The sequence below is a fragment of the Clostridium sp. UBA2485 genome, assembly GCF_002341865.1.
Taxonomy (GTDB): Bacteria; Bacillota; Clostridia; order Clostridiales; family Clostridiaceae; genus Clostridium_J.
In genome coordinates this window covers 108,596-130,494 of record NZ_DDOV01000074.1, presented here as the reverse complement: position 1 = coordinate 130,494, position 21,899 = coordinate 108,596, and the positions used below count along the sequence as shown (strand labels likewise).

17 protein-coding genes and 1 pseudogene are annotated in these 21,899 nt (G+C 27.5%); 6 read left to right on the top strand and 12 right to left on the bottom strand.

Annotated elements, in window-relative coordinates; genetic code table 11:
* The first annotated feature begins 420 nt into the window (after positions 1-420).
* The 3 genes from B3603_RS15470 to B3603_RS15460 all read left to right on the top strand — a co-directional run bounded on the left by B3603_RS15470 (position 421) and on the right by B3603_RS15460 (position 1,138).
* Positions 421-615 (top strand): alpha/beta-type small acid-soluble spore protein, encoded by a 195-nt coding sequence (locus B3603_RS15470; protein ID WP_039632435.1) that lies wholly within the window; start codon positions 421-423, stop codon positions 613-615.
* Positions 616-650: 35 nt separating this feature from the next.
* Positions 651-839: an alpha/beta-type small acid-soluble spore protein gene (locus B3603_RS15465; RefSeq protein ID WP_291566530.1), complete on the top strand. Its 189-nt coding sequence runs from the start codon at positions 651-653 to the stop codon at positions 837-839.
* A gap of 110 nt (positions 840-949) precedes the next feature.
* Positions 950-1,138, top strand: coding sequence for an alpha/beta-type small acid-soluble spore protein (locus B3603_RS15460; protein WP_291566529.1), 189 nt, complete (start codon positions 950-952; stop codon positions 1,136-1,138).
* Positions 1,139-1,289: 151 nt separating this feature from the next.
* Here the strand turns inward: B3603_RS15460 and B3603_RS15455 are convergent, their stop codons facing one another.
* Positions 1,290-1,439: a hypothetical protein gene (locus B3603_RS15455; RefSeq protein ID WP_291566527.1), complete on the bottom strand. Its 150-nt coding sequence runs from the start codon at positions 1,437-1,439 to the stop codon at positions 1,290-1,292.
* A gap of 683 nt (positions 1,440-2,122) precedes the next feature.
* On the opposite strand from B3603_RS15455, the gene B3603_RS15450 reads away from it, so the two are divergent.
* A complete protein-coding gene (locus tag B3603_RS15450) occupies positions 2,123-3,367 on the top strand; it encodes an HlyC/CorC family transporter (protein WP_291566525.1) in 1,245 nt (414 codons plus the stop codon).
* 103 nt (positions 3,368-3,470) lie between these two features.
* On the opposite strand, the gene recJ is transcribed toward B3603_RS15450, so the two are convergent.
* Positions 3,471-5,237, bottom strand: coding sequence for a single-stranded-DNA-specific exonuclease RecJ (gene recJ / locus B3603_RS15445; protein WP_291566523.1), 1,767 nt, complete (start codon positions 5,235-5,237; stop codon positions 3,471-3,473).
* Positions 5,238-5,594: 357 nt separating this feature from the next.
* Here recJ and B3603_RS15440 point away from each other — a divergent pair, with 357 nt between their 5' ends.
* Complete coding sequence (locus B3603_RS15440; protein ID WP_291566522.1) at positions 5,595-6,413, top strand: TIM barrel protein; 819 nt, start codon at positions 5,595-5,597, stop codon at positions 6,411-6,413.
* Positions 6,414-6,456: 43 nt separating this feature from the next.
* Here the strand turns inward: B3603_RS15440 and B3603_RS15435 are convergent, their stop codons facing one another.
* The 8 genes from B3603_RS15435 to mnmH all read right to left on the bottom strand — a co-directional run bounded on the left by B3603_RS15435 (position 6,457) and on the right by mnmH (position 16,746).
* On the bottom strand, positions 6,457-7,371 hold the full coding sequence (locus tag B3603_RS15435; protein WP_291566520.1) for a hypothetical protein: 915 nt from the start codon (positions 7,369-7,371) through the stop codon (positions 6,457-6,459).
* A gap of 146 nt (positions 7,372-7,517) precedes the next feature.
* Positions 7,518-8,480, bottom strand: coding sequence for a hypothetical protein (locus tag B3603_RS15430; RefSeq protein ID WP_291566518.1), 963 nt, complete (start codon positions 8,478-8,480; stop codon positions 7,518-7,520).
* Positions 8,481-8,787: 307 nt separating this feature from the next.
* Positions 8,788-9,285, bottom strand: a complete 498-nt coding sequence (locus tag B3603_RS15425; protein WP_291566516.1) for a hypothetical protein — start codon at positions 9,283-9,285, stop codon at positions 8,788-8,790.
* Between the two features lie 224 nt (positions 9,286-9,509).
* A complete protein-coding gene (locus B3603_RS23155; protein ID WP_349676825.1) occupies positions 9,510-10,196 on the bottom strand; it encodes a M16 family metallopeptidase in 687 nt (228 codons plus the stop codon).
* Positions 10,197-10,276: 80 nt separating this feature from the next.
* A complete protein-coding gene (locus tag B3603_RS23150; protein WP_349676824.1) occupies positions 10,277-10,702 on the bottom strand; it encodes a M16 family metallopeptidase in 426 nt (141 codons plus the stop codon).
* A 5-nt stretch (positions 10,703-10,707) separates the two neighbouring features.
* Positions 10,708-13,629, bottom strand: a complete 2,922-nt coding sequence (locus B3603_RS15415) for a DNA topoisomerase IV subunit A (protein WP_291566514.1) — start codon at positions 13,627-13,629, stop codon at positions 10,708-10,710.
* A gap of 13 nt (positions 13,630-13,642) precedes the next feature.
* A complete protein-coding gene (locus B3603_RS15410; protein ID WP_291566512.1) occupies positions 13,643-15,598 on the bottom strand; it encodes a DNA gyrase/topoisomerase IV subunit B in 1,956 nt (651 codons plus the stop codon).
* Between the two features lie 110 nt (positions 15,599-15,708).
* Positions 15,709-16,746 carry a tRNA 2-selenouridine(34) synthase MnmH gene (gene mnmH / locus B3603_RS15405; RefSeq protein ID WP_291566509.1) on the bottom strand — a complete coding sequence of 346 codons (1,038 nt, stop codon included), beginning with the start codon at positions 16,744-16,746 and terminating at the stop codon, positions 15,709-15,711.
* A gap of 702 nt (positions 16,747-17,448) precedes the next feature.
* On the opposite strand from mnmH, the gene B3603_RS15400 reads away from it, so the two are divergent.
* On the top strand, positions 17,449-19,251 hold the full coding sequence (locus tag B3603_RS15400; RefSeq protein WP_291566507.1) for a MutS-related protein: 1,803 nt from the start codon (positions 17,449-17,451) through the stop codon (positions 19,249-19,251).
* Positions 19,252-19,375: 124 nt separating this feature from the next.
* On the opposite strand, the gene B3603_RS15395 is transcribed toward B3603_RS15400, so the two are convergent.
* A complete protein-coding gene (locus B3603_RS15395) occupies positions 19,376-20,743 on the bottom strand; it encodes a VWA-like domain-containing protein (RefSeq protein ID WP_291566505.1) in 1,368 nt (455 codons plus the stop codon).
* An 11-nt stretch (positions 20,744-20,754) separates the two neighbouring features.
* Positions 20,755-21,890 (bottom strand): annotated as a pseudogene (locus B3603_RS15390) (AAA family ATPase).
* Positions 21,891-21,899 lie beyond the last annotated feature (9 nt).

Below are 21,899 nucleotides of genomic sequence, written 5' to 3'. Positions count from 1 at the left end.
ACAGATGTATTACTTTAAATTTTAATGTAAAAATAAATATAATATTTCTTTTATGTATTTATTAAAGTTATTTAAGTAATAAATATATATCAATTGAAAATTAAAAGTCAATAAAAATTTAATAATAAATAAAAAATAAAAAATTTTTTTTTTATTTTTTTATTTTTTTAATGCATAGCTAAATATTGCTTTAAAATATTGATTTTAAAGGCTTTATAATACTTTTTGAACATAGTTTATTTTAAGATTTTCTACTAAATATAATACTCATTTTTGTATAAATTGTTAATATTGGTATCTATATTACCTAATATATACCAAAGCAAGAATTATATTCAGTTCTTTCCTTTAAATTAATAAAATAAAAGATTTATATGCGGTTAAACTAATAGTACCAAAAGAAAAGGAGGTGTTCAAGAAATGGCTAATAACAATAACAGAATATTAGTTCCACAAGCTAGAGAAGGATTAAACAACTTTAAAATGGAAGCTGCTAAAGAAGTAGGAGTTAATCTTAAAAATGGTTACAATGGAGACTTAACTTCTAGAGAAAACGGTTCAGTTGGCGGACAAATGGTTAAAAAAATGGTTGAATCCTACGAAAGAGGATTATAGTTAATTTGTACTAAATAAAAAGGAGGTGCTCATAAATGAGCAGAAACAGAGTTTTAGTACCAGAAGCTAGAGAAGGATTAAATAAATTTAAAATGGAAGCTGCTAAAGAAGTAGGAGTTAATCTTAAAAATGGTTACAACGGAGACTTAACTTCTAGAGAAAACGGTTCAGTTGGCGGACAAATGGTTAAAAAAATGGTGGAAGCTTACGAAAGAAATTTATAATAACTGCCAAAAATTAAATACTATAAATAAAATTCAAAATCAATACTAAATGATATAGTTAATAGTTATATTTAGTATACCATTAACTTAAAAATAAGGAGGCAATTTGTATGAGCAGAAATAGAGTTTTAGTACCAGAAGCTAGAGAAGGATTAAACAATTTTAAAATGGAAGCTGCTAAAGAAGTAGGAGTTAATCTTAAGAATGGTTACAATGGAGACTTAACTTCTAGAGAAGCTGGTTCAATTGGCGGACAAATGGTTAAGAAAATGGTTGAATCTTACGAAAGAGGATTATAGTTTTAAAATAGCAGACTTACAATTGAATATGGATATAAAGATAAGCGTGATTTAGGTCACGCTTATTTAATTGTCAGTTTAACTTATAAAAAAATAAGAAACTCTAAAATTTAGAGTTTCTTATTTTTTCTTAAATATTGCTTTCATTTCCTTATTGCAAATCGCAATTTTTATTATCATCTAATTCTATTTTTTGTTCATTTTTTTGATTGTTCTTTAAACTATTTTGTACATTTTGTAATTCATTTACTGAATTTTTAAGTTCTTGTTTTTCATTTCTTTCATTTTCCATATTTTTCATAATAGTTTCCTCCTTATATTCAATTTCTGTTTGTCTTACGATATTAGTATCTGCATTTAAATCTTAAATATTCTTTAATAATATTGAGCATTATGTAACTATAACCCATAAAATCTAACTTTTTATTTGAATCTTTAATTTTTATAAAGCTTAATTATTTTTTATTTTTATCTGAAGCTTTAATATGAATATGTCAAATCTATAATATATATATACCAGTTCTAAAATTAGCATATATATGAGAATATTGATGCTTTTAGTATTATAATTAAAACTATTGAATTCACAATTCACAATGCAAAATTCACAATTGTGGATATTTCTCAGCAGAAACTGAGAAATTTAAAATTGATTATTTTAAAGTGATATAGTTAGTTTTGGCAATATAGTTTAGTTACATTATCTTTTCAAGTGACAAAGTCACTTTTATTAAAAAATCTATTTAAAGAAATTAATTTCAACCGTAATTATGCATTTTTTAAGTAGTTTATCTATATGTATAATGAAAGTTATTTAAGATATGATGTGTATTGGTTACTAATTTCTACTTAAATATAGAAAAACTTGTCTTTAAAGAACTTTTTTAATAATTTTTAAATTTTTTCGAACTTTTGTAAATTTCCTAGATATGCTATAATATATTTATTAACTAAATATTGTGCTTTAAGGAGTGTGTTGTAATTTTGGAGCCTGGTAGTACGTGGCAATTAATTATTTTAATCATTCTCATATGTGGTTCTGCTTTTTTCTCTGCTTCTGAAACTGCACTTATGTCTTTAAACAAAATTAGACTAAGACATATGGTAGATGAAGGTGTAAAAGGTGCAAATAAAGTTCAAGAGCTAAATGATGATCCAAGTAAGCTTTTAGGAACTCTATTAGTAGGCAATAATATAGTGAACATTGCCAGTTCCTCTATAGCAACTGCTGTTGCTATAAAAATGTTGGGTTCTGAAGGAGTTGCCATAGCAACTATAGTAATGACTATAGTAATTCTTATTTTTGGAGAAATTACTCCTAAAACTTTAGCTTCACAAAATGCTGAAAAAATTTCTTTATTAGTTGCACCTCTCATATCTGTAGTGTCAATAATTTTAAAGCCTTTAGTTGTATTGACTACATTTGTAGCTAATATCCTTATATCAATACTAGGTGGTAAAGTTTCTAATACTGTTCCTCTGATAACAGAAGCAGAATTAAAAACTATTGTAGATGTAAGTGAAGAAGAAGGTATTTTAGAAGTGGAAGAAAAGGAAATAATTCATAAAGTATTTGAGTTTGGCGACCTCTATGTAAAAGATGCTATGGTTCAAAGAGTAGATATAATTGCCATAGAACTAAACTCTACTTTTGAAGAAATTATGCAGGTTATCAAGGAAGAGCAATTTTCAAGAATACCGGTTTATCAAGAAACTATAGATAATATAGTAGGTATTATCTATGTAAAAGATATATTGATGGCTGATTTCAAGGAAGATGAGTTTCGTATAAAAAACCATATGAGAAAACCTTATTATACTTATGAATATAAGAAGGTTATTGATTTATTTAGAGAAATAAATAAAACCAGACAACATATGAACATAGTTTTAGACGAGTATGGTGGTACTGTTGGTATTATAACTATAGAAGATATGTTGGAGGAAATTGTTGGAGAAATTGATGACGAATATGACGAACAACATTCAGAAATCACTATAATCAATGATAGTGAATACCTAGTTGATGGAAGTGTTAAGATTGAAGATATCAATGATCTTATAGGAACTGATATTCACTCCCATGAATTTGATTCTATTGGTGGCTTTATTATAGGTGAGTTAGGAAATTTTCCACAATTGAAACAGCAAATTGTTTTTAAAGACAAAAAATTTATTGTTGAAGAAATTGATAAAAATAGAATTAAAAAAGTAAAAATTTTATTATAGATTATATAATTAATAATAAAAAAGGAAAAGTTATAAATAACTTTTCCTTTTTATTATTTAACAAATTACTTAATAACCTTAAATAAGACTTCAATTATATAAGTTAGTTAGATATTTTAAAATTGTTAATTTTTAATTGCAGGGACACATTACCGTTATAATCATTTACAGATGGTGAAAATGCCATGTCCATCTTCAGTCCTTGAGGATTTTCAAGCATATATTCATAGCTTTCTCCATATTCATTTTTTAACATTTCAATAAACTCTTCTACTTTATTAAAACATATTGCATCTATATATCTATTAGTCCCTGATATTCTACATCTAAACTTTAAAGTGTTTTTCTTTTCTCCAAGTATACTTATTCTTTCAATAGGTATATTTTTTTCTGCTAAAATTGGAGAATTATTGCCTTTACCAAAAGGCTCTAAACTATGAAGTTCTTCTATTAAATTAAAATTTATATATTTAAGTGATAATCTTTCATCTATTCTTATTTTAGGAATCAAATCTTCTTCTGATAGTTCACAAAGTTCATTTAATTTTTCTCTAAATAATGCTATGTTTTCTTCTTTTATCGAAAGTCCTGCTGCCATAGGATGTCCACCAAATTTATGAAGTAAATCCTTGCATTTTATAAGCTCTTCAAACATATTATATTCTTCAATAGATCTTCCAGAGCCTTTAGGCATTTCTTTACCTTTTGTTAATATTATAGTTGGTACATTAAACTTTTCTCTAACTCTTCCTGCTACAATACCTGCTATACTTTCATGTACATCTTCTTTATAAGCTACTAAAACCTTATCATTTATAAGTGATGAACTATTTACCATATTCACTATTGCTTCTACACTATCATTAGTCATTTCCTGTCTTTTCTTATTTAATTCCACTAAAGTAGAAGCTAATTCCTTAGCCTTTTCTATATCTTCACAAAGTAATAAATCTACAGATAAAAAAGCTGTTTCTAATCTTCCTGTAGCATTTATGCAAGGTCCTATTAAAAATCCAACATGATAAGAACTCATTTCATTTCTTATATTTAAAATTTCTTTCAATGCCTTTAACCCTATATTTTTTGTATTATTCATTACATTAAGAGCTTCTTTAGCTATAACTCTATTTTCATCAATAAGATCAACTACATCACATATAGTACCTATACCTGCAATTTCAATTAAATCATAGGCACTTTCCACAGAAATTCCCATAGCCTTATATAAGGCACAACTGAATTTAAATGCAATACCTGCACCACATAAATTTTTAAAAGGATATTCACAGTCATTTCTCTTAGGATTTATAACTGCATCAGCTATAGGCATTTTATATACTCTTTTTCCTTCTATATCCTCAAAAGGTAACTCATGATGATCGGTAATTACTACAGTCATTCCTAATTCTTTTGCTCTCTCTACCTGTTCTAATGCAGAAATTCCATTATCACAAGAAATTATAGTATTATATCCCTCTTCCTTTATTTTCTCAATTCTTTCGCTACTCATGCCATAGCCTTCATTTTCTCTGTCTGGTATATAAAAACTTACCTTACCATTACAGTTTTTTAATGCTTTATATAATATAACTGTACTAGTAACGCCATCTGCATCATAGTCGCCATAAATCATTATTTTTTCGCCTTGTTCTATAGCATTTTTAATTATTGATACTCCCTTTCCCATGTCCTTCATAAGAAGTGGATCATGAAATTGGGAAAAAGTTGGATTTATAAATTTATTTATTTTTTCAACGGTATCTATTTCTCTATTCACCATTATTTTTACTGTAATTGGGTTTAAGCCTACCTTTTTCGCCAGCGACTTAACATCCGTCTTAGTAGTTCTAAGCATCCATTTACTTTCCATTGGTTCACCTCTTAAATCATACTATTTAACATTATAGCAAAAATTTAAATAAATTTACAATTGGCCTTTATTTAATTATCACTTTGTTGCTCATTATATCTATGGATAGCCAGCTATAAAATTAAGAAATATACTACGGTAAATGCTATTTTTTAGTATTTTAATTCATAATTTACAATTATGAATATTTCTCAGCAAAATTCGAAAAATTTATTTGAAGAAATTAATTTATAAAGAATTAATTTCCACCTTAATGCTGCATTGTGTATTGTGAATTCTGAATTGTTCAAGGTTAATTATAAATTTATTCAAAAGTATGATATAATCACATCATACTTTAATTTTTGAGGTGATTTAATGGACAAATTATTATTTGGAATTTCTGGTCTTCCTCTTGGAGATGAAAATACAAAATTTACTTATAAAACTGGCATCCCTCATTTGAAAAACTTAGGATTGGATGCAATGGAACTACCTTTTGTTCGCTCAGTTAATATAACAGATAAAAATAAAGATGACGTTTATAAAGCTAAGGAAGAAAATAATTTTTATCTTTCTGCTCATGGTTCTTATTATATAAATCTAAATTCTGATGAAATTGAAAAACAAGAAAAATCTATTGAACGTATAGTTAAAGGAGCAGAAGGCCTTCAAAAGGTAGATGGACGAAGCTTGATATTTCACCCCGGCTTTTATTTAAAAGATTCTCCAGAAGAAACCTTTGATACTATTGAAGAAAATTTGAGAAAAATTCCACACTTTGGAGTAGATTATAGGTTAGAGACTACAGGTAAACCTACTCAGTTTGGATCTCTTGAAGAGCTAGTTGAGCTTTGTAAAAGAATACCTACTTGTAAACTATGTGTAGACTTTTCTCATTTGCATGCAAGATATAATGGAGCATTAAAAGAATATGATGATTTTGCAAAAATATTATCACATATAGGAGATAATTTGGGCCAGGAAGCATTAGATGATATGCACATTCATATATCTGGTATAAACTATGGACCTAAAGGTGAAAAAAACCACCTTCCTTTTGAGGAAAGTGATTTTAACTATAATGCTTGTATGAAAGCTTTTAGAGACTTTGATATAAAAGGATGTGTAATTTGCGAGAGCCCTATTCTTGAAAATGATGCTCTACTTATAAAGAAAATCTATGAATCATTATAGAAAAAGCTAAGAATAAGAGAAATATCTTATTCTTAGCTTTTTATTATAATGAAATCTTTTTAATCATCGGCAATTGATTTTTTATTTTATAGTCAATTTCTTTTATTATTCTATATATACTTAAAGCAGATGTCCCTAAAAGCCACGGTAGGCTAAAAATTACAAATTCACGAACATCTGAATTTTTCAGTACTAACATAAAATTGCTCATATTTAAAGGCATATCTATGCCTATTATATATAAAATAATAAATATTATTTCTGCAGAAAATATAGAAAGAATAGTGGAAAGAATAACAATGTATTTTGTATTTTTACCCATTTTCCCATTTAAAAATTTATATCCTAGAAATGTACCTTCTGCAAAGATGACTCCTGAAACTATTACTAAATCTTCAAAAAATAAAATTATCATTATATTTATTATAAAGGCTGATATTCCTCCAAATATAGCGCCTATAGTTCCTCTAATATAGTTTTTATGTTCTAACTCCAAAGCATCTCTTTCATTTATAAGCCTATTAATCTCTTCTGTATAGCACGCTTCATGAACTTCACATAATATATTAGTTTTAAGTATAACTTTATTAGCACCGTTTTCTCCACAAAACATGCATCTGTTTTGAAAATTTATATTTGATAGGTTTAAAAACATAGTAAAATCACTTAATATATTTTCTAGCTTTCTTCCACTTAAATACCAGATTTTCTCTGATATAATCATTTGTAAAATTTCTTCTTCAAAAAAATAATTTTTTAAATTAAATTTTTTAGCATTATTATCTAAGTAACTTTGAATTATTTTAATCTCCTGCTGAGATATCCCCTTTAGTGGCACGAATATATGCTTGCATTTGTCACCTTGAAAAACTGTAAAATTATAATTATTATATTTCCCACATATAAAATTCTTATATCTTTTCCAACCTTTAGCTTTAAATCGTCTAAATCCAAACATTATAAATAAATCAGAAATTTCATTATTTTTTTTCTATTAAGCATTTATTTTCTCCTGTCATAAATTTTTTGAAAAGATAATCCTCATATAAAGATTCTACTAAAGCTATGTACTCTTAACTTTACTTATGTTTGTTCTTATCTTTTTTATAATGAAACTTTTTTAAGTTTTGGTGATCCCCCTTTAATTTCAATATTAATTCTTCGTATTACATCACCAATACCTACAATCGCCGCAATTGAATTGGCCACTAATTCCTTTATAATTAATAACAAATTTTCTTTTAAAGCTGCTATATAGATAAAATTTTCTATAGTAAGAGACGCTTTATTAAATATTATAGAATATATGATATCTGCTATAGGTATAAGTATCACTGAAAAAATAGTTAAAAAAACAATAATACTTTTAGTACCTCTTCCTATCTTTCCTCCTAGAAATTTATACCCTTTAAATGCCCCTAAAACTATAAAAATCCCTATAATAACTAAAGTTCTATTAGTAAAAGCACTAAATAAAAGATTTAATATTACAACTATAATTCCTCCTAATAAAGCTCCTATAGTTCCTCTAAAATAATTTTTATTTTCTAATTCCAAATTATTTTTTTCAACCTTTAGCTTTGTATCTTCTTGTGCATAGCATTCTTGATGACTTGGGCATAATACCTTTTCCTTAAGTATTGTTTCATAAGCATTGTCTTCTCCGCAAAATATACATCTGTTTTTTAGATTTATATCAGATAAATTTAAAAACATAGTAAATTCTTCTAACATATTTTCTAATTTACCACTGCTTAAAGAGAAAAATTTTTCTGAAATATTTATACGTAAAAATTCTCCTTCAAAAAAATAATTTTTCAAATTATATTTTTTAGCATTGTTAGTAAAAAAACTTTGAATTATTTCAATTTGCGGTTTAGATATTCCTTTTAAGGGCATAAGTATTCCTTTATAGTTATCTTCTTGAAAAACAGTAAAATCATAATCATTATATTTTCCATATATAAAATTTTTTTCTTTCTTCCACCCTTTTCTTTTGAGCTTTCCAAAATTAAGTATTTTAAACGGTTTTATATGTTCATTAAACATTTCCTTTGCTCCTTTCATAAATCTTTCAAAAAATTTTTCATATAAATATCCTAGTAAAGCAATATGAAGTTTATTTTATACTGCCACATAAAAATTCGACCTTTTTCTTATGTTTCTTGACATACTATTGCATTTTATTATAATTTAAATATAAATTCAAGCAAAATATATATAATTATATATATATTTACATTTATTTCAGTAATTTTATATTAATAATTATATAATTATAAAAAAACAAGAAGTGATAACTAAATGTTACCTCTTCTTGTTTTAGAAAATACTTGTCTATCTATTAAATTTTTAATCAATATGTTTATATAACTTACTTAATCTGAATGTCTAAGCCATACCCTACATTACCTTTAGTATATTCAGCATCTATCATTATAACGTATTTGCCTTTTTCTTTTGGAAGTATTGCCTTATTGTCCTTTAAATCTACATCTATGCCTTCAGCTCTACCTACAATATCTATATCTTTTATAACTATTACGTTATAAGACTTAGGTTCTTCACTAAATTCTAAAACCATCTCACTACTTTTTTTAACTTTTTTAAACACTGTCGGCTCTTGATTTAATTCTTCTTTATGAGCTGGAGTAGTAATTTGCTTATCTCCAACATAATACATGTAGTCGCCTAACTGAACATCCATTTCTTTATTATCTATAAATACTTTTAGTTTAGGTAATTCATTAACTAATGGATTTACTTCTACTTTACTTTCCACTTTATTTTCTTCAATGCTAGAATCTTTAGAACATCCAAATAGCCCAAAACTTAAGATTATAGACAGCATAACATATAATATTTTTCTCATCTCAATCCCCCAAATATAAATTTTATTTATGTGTTAAATTTATCATATATTACCATCTAAGACAAACACCCTGTGTTTTTTAAAAATTTTTGAAATAAGTGGCGTTGCAAAATGCAAAGCTCCCTATATAAAATAAAAAACCATGCATAGACAGGAAAACAAATTTCCTTATATACATGGTTTTATTCATCAAAATTTATAAATCTTTGTTTTACAACAGCCCCTTATTTTGATTTTATTATTTGAATAGTTGAGTTGTTAAGGACTTTATTTGCAACTTTAAGAATTTCATCCTCAGTTATATCTTCTATATCGTACTCATTGAATAAAATATTGTAATCTCCATACATAATATCAAAAATACATATATTAAAGGATAATGATATAGATTTCTCTAGTCCTAAGATTCTTTTTAATTTTAATGATTTTATTATGTCCTCAATTTTTCCTTCTGTAAAATATCTCTTTAATACTTTAACCTTTTCAATTTCATCATTTATAATTTCAATTGAAGTGTTTATATTTTCTTTTGAGGTACCAAGGGTTATAGTATATAATTTAATGCCATTTTCATTTTTAAGCTTAGAGCTTATATCATAAACTAATCCCCTTTTAGTCCTTATTTCATCATATAAAATACTACTAGTTCCTTCTCCAAAAAAAGAATTAAATATTCTAAGTAAAGTTATTTCTCTATGGTTCAAATTGTGTATTGGAAAAATATATTGTATTTTACACGAGTTTATATCACTTTTTTCTTCAATAAATGTTCCACATGTATTTTTCTCATAAACTATTTCATTATTTTCATATTTTTTTTCTTTCCACGTAGAAAAATATTTATCTATTATTTTATAAACATCTTCAAAACACAGTGAAGATACTACTGAAATAGTACAATTATTAGGTATATAGTATTTATCATAAAAGCTTCTTACATCATTTACCGTAAAAGACTTTATTATATCTTCACTCCCTATAATAAGTTCTTTTATTCTTCNNTATCTTCACAATATTGAGATGTATCATCGCTCCATTCCTTTAATTCTTCACAAATGACCGATATTTCGTCTTTAAAATGCTCTTCATCAAAAGTAGGATTTAACAATATATCACTATAGACTTCTAAGCCCTTTTCAAAGTCTTCTGAAAGGCAAGTACCATAATAAACTACATAAGGGTAATTTGTCATAGCATTATGAAATCCAAAAATTTTATCGCATTGATTATTAATTTCTGCTTCACTTCTATTTTTGGTTCCTTTAAAAACCATATGTTCAACCACATGGGCTAATCCTAGTTCATTACTCTCTTCTACTATTGCACCTGCATTCAGCCCTATTGTAAAAGAAGTTATAGTGTTTTCACTATGAGTATAGATAAATTTTAATTTATTTTTTAAAAATATCTTTTTCATAAAACTTACTCTCTTTCAACACTCTCTATTTTATCATCACTTAAGAACAGCATTACATTCTTTCCACGACCTGCTCTATTTTGTGTGCTTATATCACTTATAGGAATTGTTTTTGCTTCTCCTTTTAAAGTATTTAAAATTAAATTTGTTTTTAATTTATCTACGCATAAGTATTTCTCTTTTTCATGAAGTTCTCTACCTAGTTCTTCATAAATTATATCTCCAAAGATAACACTATCATCATCTTTTAAGCTAATAGCAGTAACTCCACTAGCATTTTTACCCATGGTATTTATAGTAGAGATATTAAATTTAATACACATAGCCTTTTCAGTAACAATTAGTGCCAAATTATCACTATTTTCTAAGGATACAGAAATTACCCTATCATCCTCAGTTTTCAATTTATATCCAGTAGTTATAATATAATCTCCCTCAAATTCGCTGCATAAAGTTCTTTTAATTAACCCTTTTTTAGTGATAAAGTAAAAGCTTTTTTCATCTTCATATTTATTTAAAGAAATTATACTAATAATCTTATCCTCTTTATCATAATCTTGAAGCAACTCAACTAGACTTATTCCCTTCTTATCTATATTTTGAAGAATATAACCTTTTAGCTTATACACCTTTCCTTTTTCTGTGAATAAAAGAATTTCTTCATTACTACTAGTTAAAGTTATGTGCTTATCATTAGATTTCCTATTACTTGTTCTTATAAGTCCTTTAGAATTTATACTTAAGAAAAACTCTCTAAATTCATATTCATCAGTGTAATCTATGGATATAACTTCATCACCATTAGGTAAATTAAAAAGTTGCTTTCCGAGTAGACTTCTATCACTTTCTTCAATAATTGGTTCTTCTACATTGAAGCATAAATCATTTTTTGTAGTAACTTTAATAAAACACTCTTCTCTATCCATATTAACTATCTTTACATCTACAAGCTTTTCTCCTTCTCTTAATCTTAATGCAGAAAGCTTTGTGTAATTAGTATTAAATTTAGAAAGCTCAGTTTTCTTTAACATACCGCTAGAGGTAAATAATAATAAGTTTCTTGGTTTTTCAAAACTCTCTATAGAAAAAGTTGCTACAATAGATTCTTTAGATGAGTCGAAGCTTTTTATTAAACTCTCTATTTTTTCTCCTCTTTCCTTCCACTTAAATTCAGGAATAGAAATTCCCTTTAGTTGATACATATTTCCCTCTGAAGTAAAGAAGATTAAAGTATCTTTTGTATTACTTTGAAGTAGGAATTTATTATAATCTCCTTCTCGATGATCTATATCTTCTACATCTTGAGAGGTTCTATTAAAGGATTTTAGTGGTGTTCTCTTTATAAAACCTTCATTAGAAACAGTTATAACTATATCCTCTTCTATTATTAATTCTTCTAATTCTATTTTAGCTTCATTGTCATTTTCAATAATTTCTGTCCTTCTTTTATCATCATATTTATCTTTTATCTCTAAAAGCTCTTTTTTTATAACTTTTATAAGTTCTTTTTCATTATCTAAAATTTTTCTTAGTTTTCTCATAAGAACTTCAAGTTCTTTATATTCCTTTTCAAAAGTTTTTATTTCAAGTCCAGTTAATCTATATAGCATCATTTCTAATATAGCTTCTGCTTGAAGTTCAGTAAATCCAAAATTAGCTATTAAATTTATAGCAGCATCCTTTTTTGACTTAGATGCTCTTATAGTTTTTATTATTTCATCCATAATATCAATAGCTTTTATAAAGCCTTCAACTATATGAAATCTTTTTTCTGCAATTTCAAGCTCTCTTTTTGTTCTTCTAGTCACTACATCCTTTTGATGTTCAACATAATGATGGATTAACGCCTTCAATCCTAAGGTTTCTGGTTTTCCATTTGCCAATGCCACCATATTAAAGGAAACATTACACTGAAGTTCTGTTTTCTTAAATAAGTATTTTAATACTTTATTTACACTTTCCTCAGTAGCACTTTTCTTAAATTCTATAACAGCTCGTATTCCTTCTCTGTCGGATTCATCTCTAATATCAGAAATTCCTTCTAATGCTTTAGAATGTTTCTTATCTCCAGTCATATCAGAGATAGACTGAAGTAATTTTGCCTTGTTTTTTCTATATGGAAACTCTGTTATTACAATTCCTAAGCGACCATTTTCTAAGGTTTCAATATGAGTCTTTGCCCTTAGAGTTACCTTTCCTTCTCCCGTTTCATAAGCAGCTAAAATAGCATTCTTACCTATTAATGTTCCGCCTGTTGGTAAATCAGGTCCTTGAATATATGACATTAATTCTTTTGTAGTTATTTCATTATTATCTGCATAAGCTAATGAAGCATCAATTACCTCCCCCAAATTGTGAGGTGGAATATTTGTAGCAAGACCTACTGCTATACCAAAGGCTCCATTTACTAAAAGATTTGGGTATCTCCCTGGTAATACAGATGGCTCCTTCTCTGTATCAGAATAATTGTCCACCATATCTACTACATTTTTATCTATATCTTTTAAAAGTTCTATAGAAATGTTTGAAAGTCTAGCTTCTGTGTAACGCATGGCAGCAGCACTATCTCCATCAATACTTCCCCAGTTTCCATGACCGTCAATAAGTGGCATTCTTGTAGAGAAATCTTGAGCTAAAATTACCATTGCATCATATACAGATGTATCACCATGTGGATGATATTTACCTAATATGTCCCCTACTATTCTTGCAGATTTATAATAGGGCTTATCTGGAAAAGCTTTAAGCATATATGCACCATAGAGTATTCTCCTATGAACAGGCTTTAGACCATCTCTTACATCTGGTAGAGCTCTATCTTTTGAAACTTCTACCGCATAAGGGAGATAGTTATCAGGCATTGCCTCATGTAATGGTGTATTAATAATATTATTATCTATTGGAATTTGATTATTTTTTTTAGCCATGATTTAACACCTCCTAAAATTCTGCGTATTTATACATATAATTTTTCCTTGGTTCTACTATATCCCCCATTAAAAGTGAAATCATTTTTTCAGCCTTCGTTGCATCTTCAATAGTCACTCGTTGAAGAGTTCTAGTTTCAGGATTTAAAGTAGTTTGCCATAATTGATCAGCATTCATTTCTCCAAGACCTTTATATCGTTGGATTAATGCACCTTTTCCAATTTCCTTTTTTGCCTTTTCTAACTCTTCATCACTATAAGCATATTTAGATATCTCACCGTTTTTGCTATTTTTATAAACCTTATATAGTGGAGGAAGCGCTATATATAGATGACCATTTTGAATTAATGGTCTCATATACCTATAAACATAAGTCATCCATAGTGTACGTATATGATATCCATCCACGTCAGCATCACTTAAGATAATTATTTTATCATATTTTAAATCTTCTTCTTTATAATTATCTAAAACTCCTGTTCCAACAGCTGTATTAAAAATTTTAAGTTCTTCACTAGCTAATACATTTTCTAGCTTTTGCTTTTCTGTATTCATTATTTTACCTTTTGAAGGCATAATTGTTTGAAACCTTCTGTCTCTGGCTTGCTTTGCACTACCACCAGCTGAATCTCCCTCAACCACTATAAATTCTGTGAACTGAGAATTTTTAAGAGTACATACTGCTATCTTTCCTGCTAATGGTGATGTACCATTTCCTATTTTCTTTTTTTCAGCTTCATTTATCTTTTTAATCTTTTCTCTACGTTGTGCAGCAGAAATAGCATTATTTATAATAATAGTAGCTGTTTCTTTATTGTCTTCTATCCATTCACCAATCTTTTGATAACATAGCTCATTCATCATAGAATAAGCCTCTGCATTCCCTAATTTTGTTTTAGTTTGACCTTCAAAAATAGGGTTACTGACCTTTATTTTTACGATTGCTGTCATCCCTTCTCTTAAATCGTCACCTTCAAATTCCTTGTCCTTCTCTTTAATTAAATTAAGCTTTTTACTCCATTCTTTAAAGGCTCTAGTCATTCCAGTTTTAAAACCAGTTTCATGGGTTCCTGCTTCTGTGGTAGGAATATTATTTACATAACTAGCTATATACTCCGTAGTAGAATCAGTAAATTGGATGCAAACTTCACCATCTAAGTTAAGTCCATTAACTTCTCTTTCACCACTAAATAAAATAGGGTCTTTATGAAGTATAGCTTTACTCTCATTTAAATAATCTATAAAGTCTAATAATCCTCTTTCAGAGTGATAAGTTTTCTCTATGGGCTCACTTTTTCTATTATCTTTTAAAATTAAAGTTATTCCTTTATTTTGAAAAGCTAGCTCTTGAAGCCTTTCATCAATGAGATCAAATTTATAATCTACACTTCCAAAAATTTCACTATCAGCCATAAAAGTTATTTTAGTTCCTGTTTCTTTAGTCTTACCTACAACTTCAAGCTTAGTAACTGGAGTTCCAGGCATTTTCTTTTTAAGTGCTTTATCATAAGCATATTCAAAACGCTGACGAAAAATTTGTCCCTTTTGTCTAACTTCAACCTCAAGCCAAGATGAAAGAGCATTTACCACCGCTGCCCCAACACCATGAAGTCCTCCTGAAGTTTTATAGTTAGAATTATTAAACTTTCCTCCTGTATGAAGTTCTGTATATACCATCTCTACACCAGACTTCTTTTTTATAGGATGTATTCCTGTAGGAATTCCCCTACCATTATCTATAATAGTTACACTTTTATCACTATTTAAAATCAATTCTGCACTATCTCCATAGCCATTCGCAATTTCATCTATAGCGTTATCAAAGATTTCCCAAATACAATGATGAAGTCCTTTTGTTCCTGTTGACCCAATATACATACCTGGTCTAACTCTAACAGGTTCTAGTTTTTCTAAAGAAGTTAAATCTGTAACTTCATAACTGTTAATATCTTTATTTTCTAAAATCATTCTTACCTCCATACTAACTTTGTTTTTGGTTACAAATGTTATTTTATAACGTTACTTATTTATAGTAAAGATAAAAAAGCAAAAAACAGAAACAAATGTTCTGCCTTTTGCTAATTCACATCATTTTTATAGTTATCAATAAAATCTTCTAATTGCCTTGCAGAAGCTTCTATACTTTCTACGATTATTTTAAAATCATATTTATATTGATTAGAACTATGCATATAAAGCGGATCATAATATCTTACCATAAGTTCCTTTACCACGTCTATATAATCATTATTTCTTATTCTTTCACAATATTGTTCCAAATTAGCCACACTAATATGCTTTCTAATCTTCATTATAGCATCACAAAGTTCTTCATTACAATTTTTTCCTTTAGTATATTCATTAATAATTAAATTGCTTCTAAAATCTAAATCTGCATCAATAAAAACATGTATGCCTTCTTTCATTCTATTATGGATATATTCTGGTATTAAAACTCTTCCTATTCTTCTGCTTTCAGCTTCAATAAAAACATACTTACTCTTTCTATTTTTAAGTCCTTCATAAATTAAAGATTCAAAATGCTTTTGAGAATAGTTTTCTCCTAATCCAACTGAGCCTAATATAGATCCTCTATGATTAGCAAATCCTTCTAAATCTAATACATCACGATTATTTTCCATAAGTTTTTTAAGAATTTCGGTTTTACCTACCCCTGTATTTCCATGAAGCACTACATAAGTAACCTCTTCATTTAATTTTGGAAGTTCTTGATTTATTACTGCTCTATATCCCTTATATCCACCTTTAATTCTTTCAACCTTTATGCCTAAAGCACCAAGTAACTCTGCTATAGAGGCACTCCTCATACCTCCTCTTGCACAAAACATGACAACCTTATTATATTTCTTTTCTAAATCGCTTATTTCTTCATAAATTTTAGGCAACTTTTTAGATACTAAATCTACTCCTAATTTTTTAGCTTTTTCTGTACTTTCCCTAGTGTAAATAGTGCCTATTAAAGCTCTTTCTTCATCATTAAATAATGGAATATTTACTGCACCAGGTATTGTTGCTTCCTTATATTCCCCTGGACTCCTCACATCAACTAAAACATAATCTCCTCGAAGTTCCTTATAATCAATTGTCCTAACCATTTTTTCATCCACCTTTATTTTAATCCATAACCTATACAATTAATAATTAATTGTTGAAAATATACAATTATGGTTACTTCTCATCTTAAGAAAAAGTTTAAATTTAGTTTGCTATAACTAAATTTTTATCTAACTTTAAATCTCTAATTCTCAGTTATGAATCATTAAAATCTTCTACAGTGTTATATTTTAATATTTATTTGTACTAAGTGTCAACTTTATAAACTTTTCTACTTATATTTTTTAAAGATTCCTTAGCTTCTCTACAATTAATCTTCCCACTTAATTATTGATTTATTAATTACTAGAAAGTATTCAATTCACAACTTTTTCAATTCATAATTCACAATGCAAAATTCACAATTTTGGATATTTCTAAGCAATAGCTGAGAAATTTAGAATTAATTCTTTTTGAAGTGACGTAGTTACTTTTTTGCTCAGTATAGTTTAGTTGTATTACCTATCTTCATTATTCTACTTAAGTAAACAAGTCTTGTTCCGAACTATACTGCACCCTTATACAATGGAGAATTATCAATTGATTTCTTTTTAAAGTGACACAGTCACTTTTATTAAAAAATCTATTTTAAGAAATTAATTTACAAAATTAATTTCCACCACAATTGTCCATTTTCAATTTTCCATTGATTAAAGTTGTATATTTAAAAAATAATGGTAATATATAGATACAGGAGGTGTGTGATGAAAAATCTTATACAAAAATATGAAAGAAGAGTAGCAGCTTTCGAGCATCTTGAAAAACGTCAATATAAATTAATGAATTTTATTAGCACTTTAAGACTTATGCTGGTTGTAATATCACTTTTAGTATTTTTTCTTCTATACAGAAAAGAAATCTATACTTTATCTTCCTTAACTTTTATAGCTTTTTTAATAGCATTTTTTGTTTTAGGAAGTGTACATAAAAATCTTGAAATGAAAAAGACTCTTACAACAGCTATTAAAAATATAAATGAAAAATCTATTTTTAGAGTTTCGGGAAAATGGAAAGATTTTTCAGACACTGGAGAAGATTTAGTGATAAAAAATCATAATTATGCTATGGATTTAGACATCTTAGGTAAAGGATCTCTTTTTCAAATGATAAACTGTTGTAATAGCTTTTTAGGACGGCATAGATTAAAAGCTATCCTTTGTGGAGAAGTGGATTTTTCCATTGAGGAAATATATGAAAGACAAGTTGCTATTGAAGAAATTGCCTCTAATTTAGGTTTTATGCAAAGGTTTGTTAGTGAAGGAGAGAAAATTAAAGATGAATTTAAAGATCCATCTAAACTTATAGCTTGGGGAAGTTCTTATAATAAAACTTATTTAAAACCTATATTATCTATAGCTATTAAAATTTTTCCTTTAATAACAACAATATTTTTAATATTGCCTTTGTTTATAGCTACTTTATCTTTTAATATAGGAAAGATATTAATAGCATTTCAAATTATTCTTTTAATAATAGATGTAAAAAACAGAGAAGTTCTTTTAGGGGAAGTTTTTAAATATAAGAAAGATATATATGCTTATGGCTCAATGATAGAGCAATTTGAAAATAAGCATTTTAAAAGCAGTTATCTAGCAAAACTTCAGCAAGATTTAAAGGGTAATGAAAATAAAAAAGTAAATCATCAAATAAAAGAACTTTCTAAAATAATTTCTCTTATTCAAGATAGAAAAAACTTTTTATATTTTCCATTAAATATATTATTTTTAATGGATTATAGGGCCATATTAGGTCTTGAAAATTGGAAAAAATCTTATGGAAAGAATATTCAAAAGTATGTAGAAATCGTTGGAGAAATTGAAGCTCTTTGCAGCTTAGCGTTAATAAATCATGATAATCCTAATTACAGCTTGCCATCTTTTGAAAAAAACAATCTTATACTAGAAACTAAAGAAGCTCATCATCCCCTATTAGGAGAAAAAGCAGTATCAAATAGTTTTTCTTTAAACAATATTAATTCTATAGCATTAATTACCGGCTCCAATATGTCTGGAAAAAGTACCTTACTTAGAACTATAGGGCTTAATATGGTGCTTTCATATAGTGGAACTAAAGTAGCTGCTTCTAGCTTTAAATGTAGCAAAATGAAAATTTATACCTGCATGAGAATCGTTGATAATCTTGAAGAAAGTATTTCTTCTTTTTATGCAGAAATCCTTAGAGTGAAATCTTTAATTGAAGCCTCAAAGGATAATATTCCTATCTTCTTTTTATTAGATGAAATATTTAAAGGTACCAACTCTACAGATAGGCATATAGGTGCTAAGGTTTTAATAAATCAATTAAGCAAGAAAAATACTTTAGGAATGGTATCCACTCATGATCTAGAGCTCTGTGATCTTGCTGTAGAAAACTCTAAAATTAAAAATTATAATTTTAGAGAATACTATGTTGATAACAATATTCATTTTGACTATAAGCTACGAGAAGGTGTAAGTAAAACTAAAAATGCATTATATCTGCTTAAAATGGCAGGGATTGAAATTTAAATAATTCACAATGCACTGTTCGCCGCTACAGAATTAATTCTAAATTTCTCAGCTTCTGCTGAGAAATATCCATAATTGTGAATTTTGCATTGTGAATTGTGAATTGTGAATTGAATAGGCTAATCTATTCCTCAACTGGTTGTTGACTATTCATAGACCAGCCATCAGTTCTTACATCATACATATCTATATTATCTACAACTTCAATTCTTTTTAATTTTTTCACAATGCCAAAAGGCTTTGTTAGTGACAGCTTGTCTCCTCTTCCACTGATAATCCAAAGAGTTTTATATCCTTTAGGGGTAACTCTAAGTCTCTCCTCACCTTCACCATCAGTAAAATATATAAGTATATTACTTTTATTTTTATTAGCAAAATCAAAAACTGGAGAAAATTTTGTGCCACCTTTTGTATCAACTTTTTTCTTTAAGTCTCTAATAGATTTCACAGTATAAACTCTTCTTATCTCACTATCACATTCAACTATTGTTATTTTATGATTATAATTTTTTACAATAGAAAAAATCTCTATAAATGCCTGTTCTATTTCTTCATCACTAATACTTCCACTTATATCGATTGCTATGGTAATCTTAGCAATTTGTTTGGATAAAACTCCTCTTAGATCATATCTTTCTGGTTGCCTTCTATTCCTTCTAGTTATAGTTTTTTTATATCCACTAGGTACGTTCCCCATAATTTTTTTTAAATATACATTCCAAGGAATTTCTGCAGTTTTTCCATTTAGATTTTTAATCATAATATCTATAAATACGGGCAAATCACCTTTCCATGCTTTATCAACATATTTTTTAGTAAGTTCTTTTAAAAGCTTCTCATCTATTTGCTCTGAAAATTCCCATATATCATGAGTTGTTTCTGGATTATATTCGTTAGCAATTTCATCATTCACCTTGGTGTCATCTTCCTCAGAATCATTATCTTCATCTAAAAAATCCAATGTCTGTTGTATTTTATCTGCATAATATTCCATAGTACTAAAAGGCTCTAAATTAATTCCGTATTTTAAATTAATCCAATCTATAGTAATAGAATATGGCGGTAAATTATCTATATATTGATTAACTGATAAATCCATGGCTATATTTAAAGCTAATGTACTATATTTTTTCTTTAAATCTTTTGCTCTATTTAAATGTAATGATAAAATATGATGAATTTCATGCTTAATTTGACCTTGCATCTGTTCTAAGCTACATTGAATAAAAAGTAATGGATTAAAATGTATAGTAAAATCTGAAATGCTTGCTGTTATTCCAGTAGGTGTAGCTATTTCTAAATTGATATTTCTTTTCATATGAAGAAGAAAATGTCCATAGAAATTATCTCTATCTTCCATCAGTGAAAAGTTTACCATATCTATAATTTGAAAAAATCTATCATTAAAATTTTCTTTTAAATCATCTTTTGTCTTTAATCCACTTATTTCCTCATAGAGTTGTTTTCTTAAATTCTCAAATTTATTATCCATAAAAACACCTCCTAATTTTTCACCTCACTATAAGCCTTAAAATACCCTTCAACAAAATCATCATTATATAAAAACTTAGAATATAAATTCTTATGATTTTCCTTTATTTCTTGCATTATTCCTACTTTTAAATCTACAGGATATAGTTGAAGAAAATCCGAAAATATTCTTATTTCTCTTTCCTTATTAGCTTTATTTTCTAGATAAAATAATACATTCTTTGATGTTAAATAAAGTCTAGAATGGCTTTCATTTTTCACTTTATCTTTTAATTCCTGTGAAAAACTCTCCTTTTCAAATATTTCCTCATAGCTTATTAAAGGTTCATTGCCACTTTCAATAAAACTAATATATTCTTGTGCAATTTTAGTACCTACATTTCCCTTTAAAACATTAAAAAATATTCTTGATGGTATATTTTCTTCATTATTTTTATAATGATTATAACTCTTTGAAACTCTCTCCCAGCTTCTAGGTGTAGCCTTAACAGTTTCTTCTAAAGTTGGAGTATGTAAATACTCTGGAAAAGTTGAAATAAATTCTATCACTTTATTATTTAAATTATTTTCAATTGCCCATTGGAGCCAGCTTTTAACGTCGCTCTCCATCTCTAACCATACAAATCTATTTTCTTGTGCAGGATCCATATCTACTACTTGATAATCAGTATCTTCAAAATTATTATATTTATTTGAAGGATTCATAGCAGCTAATATACTAACATTGTCAGGTAAGCTGTAACCATTTATCTCTCTATTTAGTATTAAGTTCATCAATTCCTGTTGTACTGTATGTTCACATCGATTAATTTCATCTATAAATAATAGTACTTTTCTAGCGTTAATTGTAGCATTATTAATTTCTTGAAGCTTTGTGTGAATAGCATATACTGTTCTTCTCTTTTTAATTTCCAATCCTTCTTTATTAAATTCTATATAATCCTCTACTGTAGGAAGACCACCTATCTCTCCCTCTTTCAAAAGATTCCCATCTATAATAATTAAATAGTAATTATTCCCCTCAGCAAGACTTTTGGCAAGAGCAGTCTTACCTATGCCGCTTTCTCCAATAATTAGAGGTACTGAATTANNACTGAATTAGTTTTAATAACCAGCTCAGCACTTAATAGTGTATCTACAAAATTCATAGTTTCCTC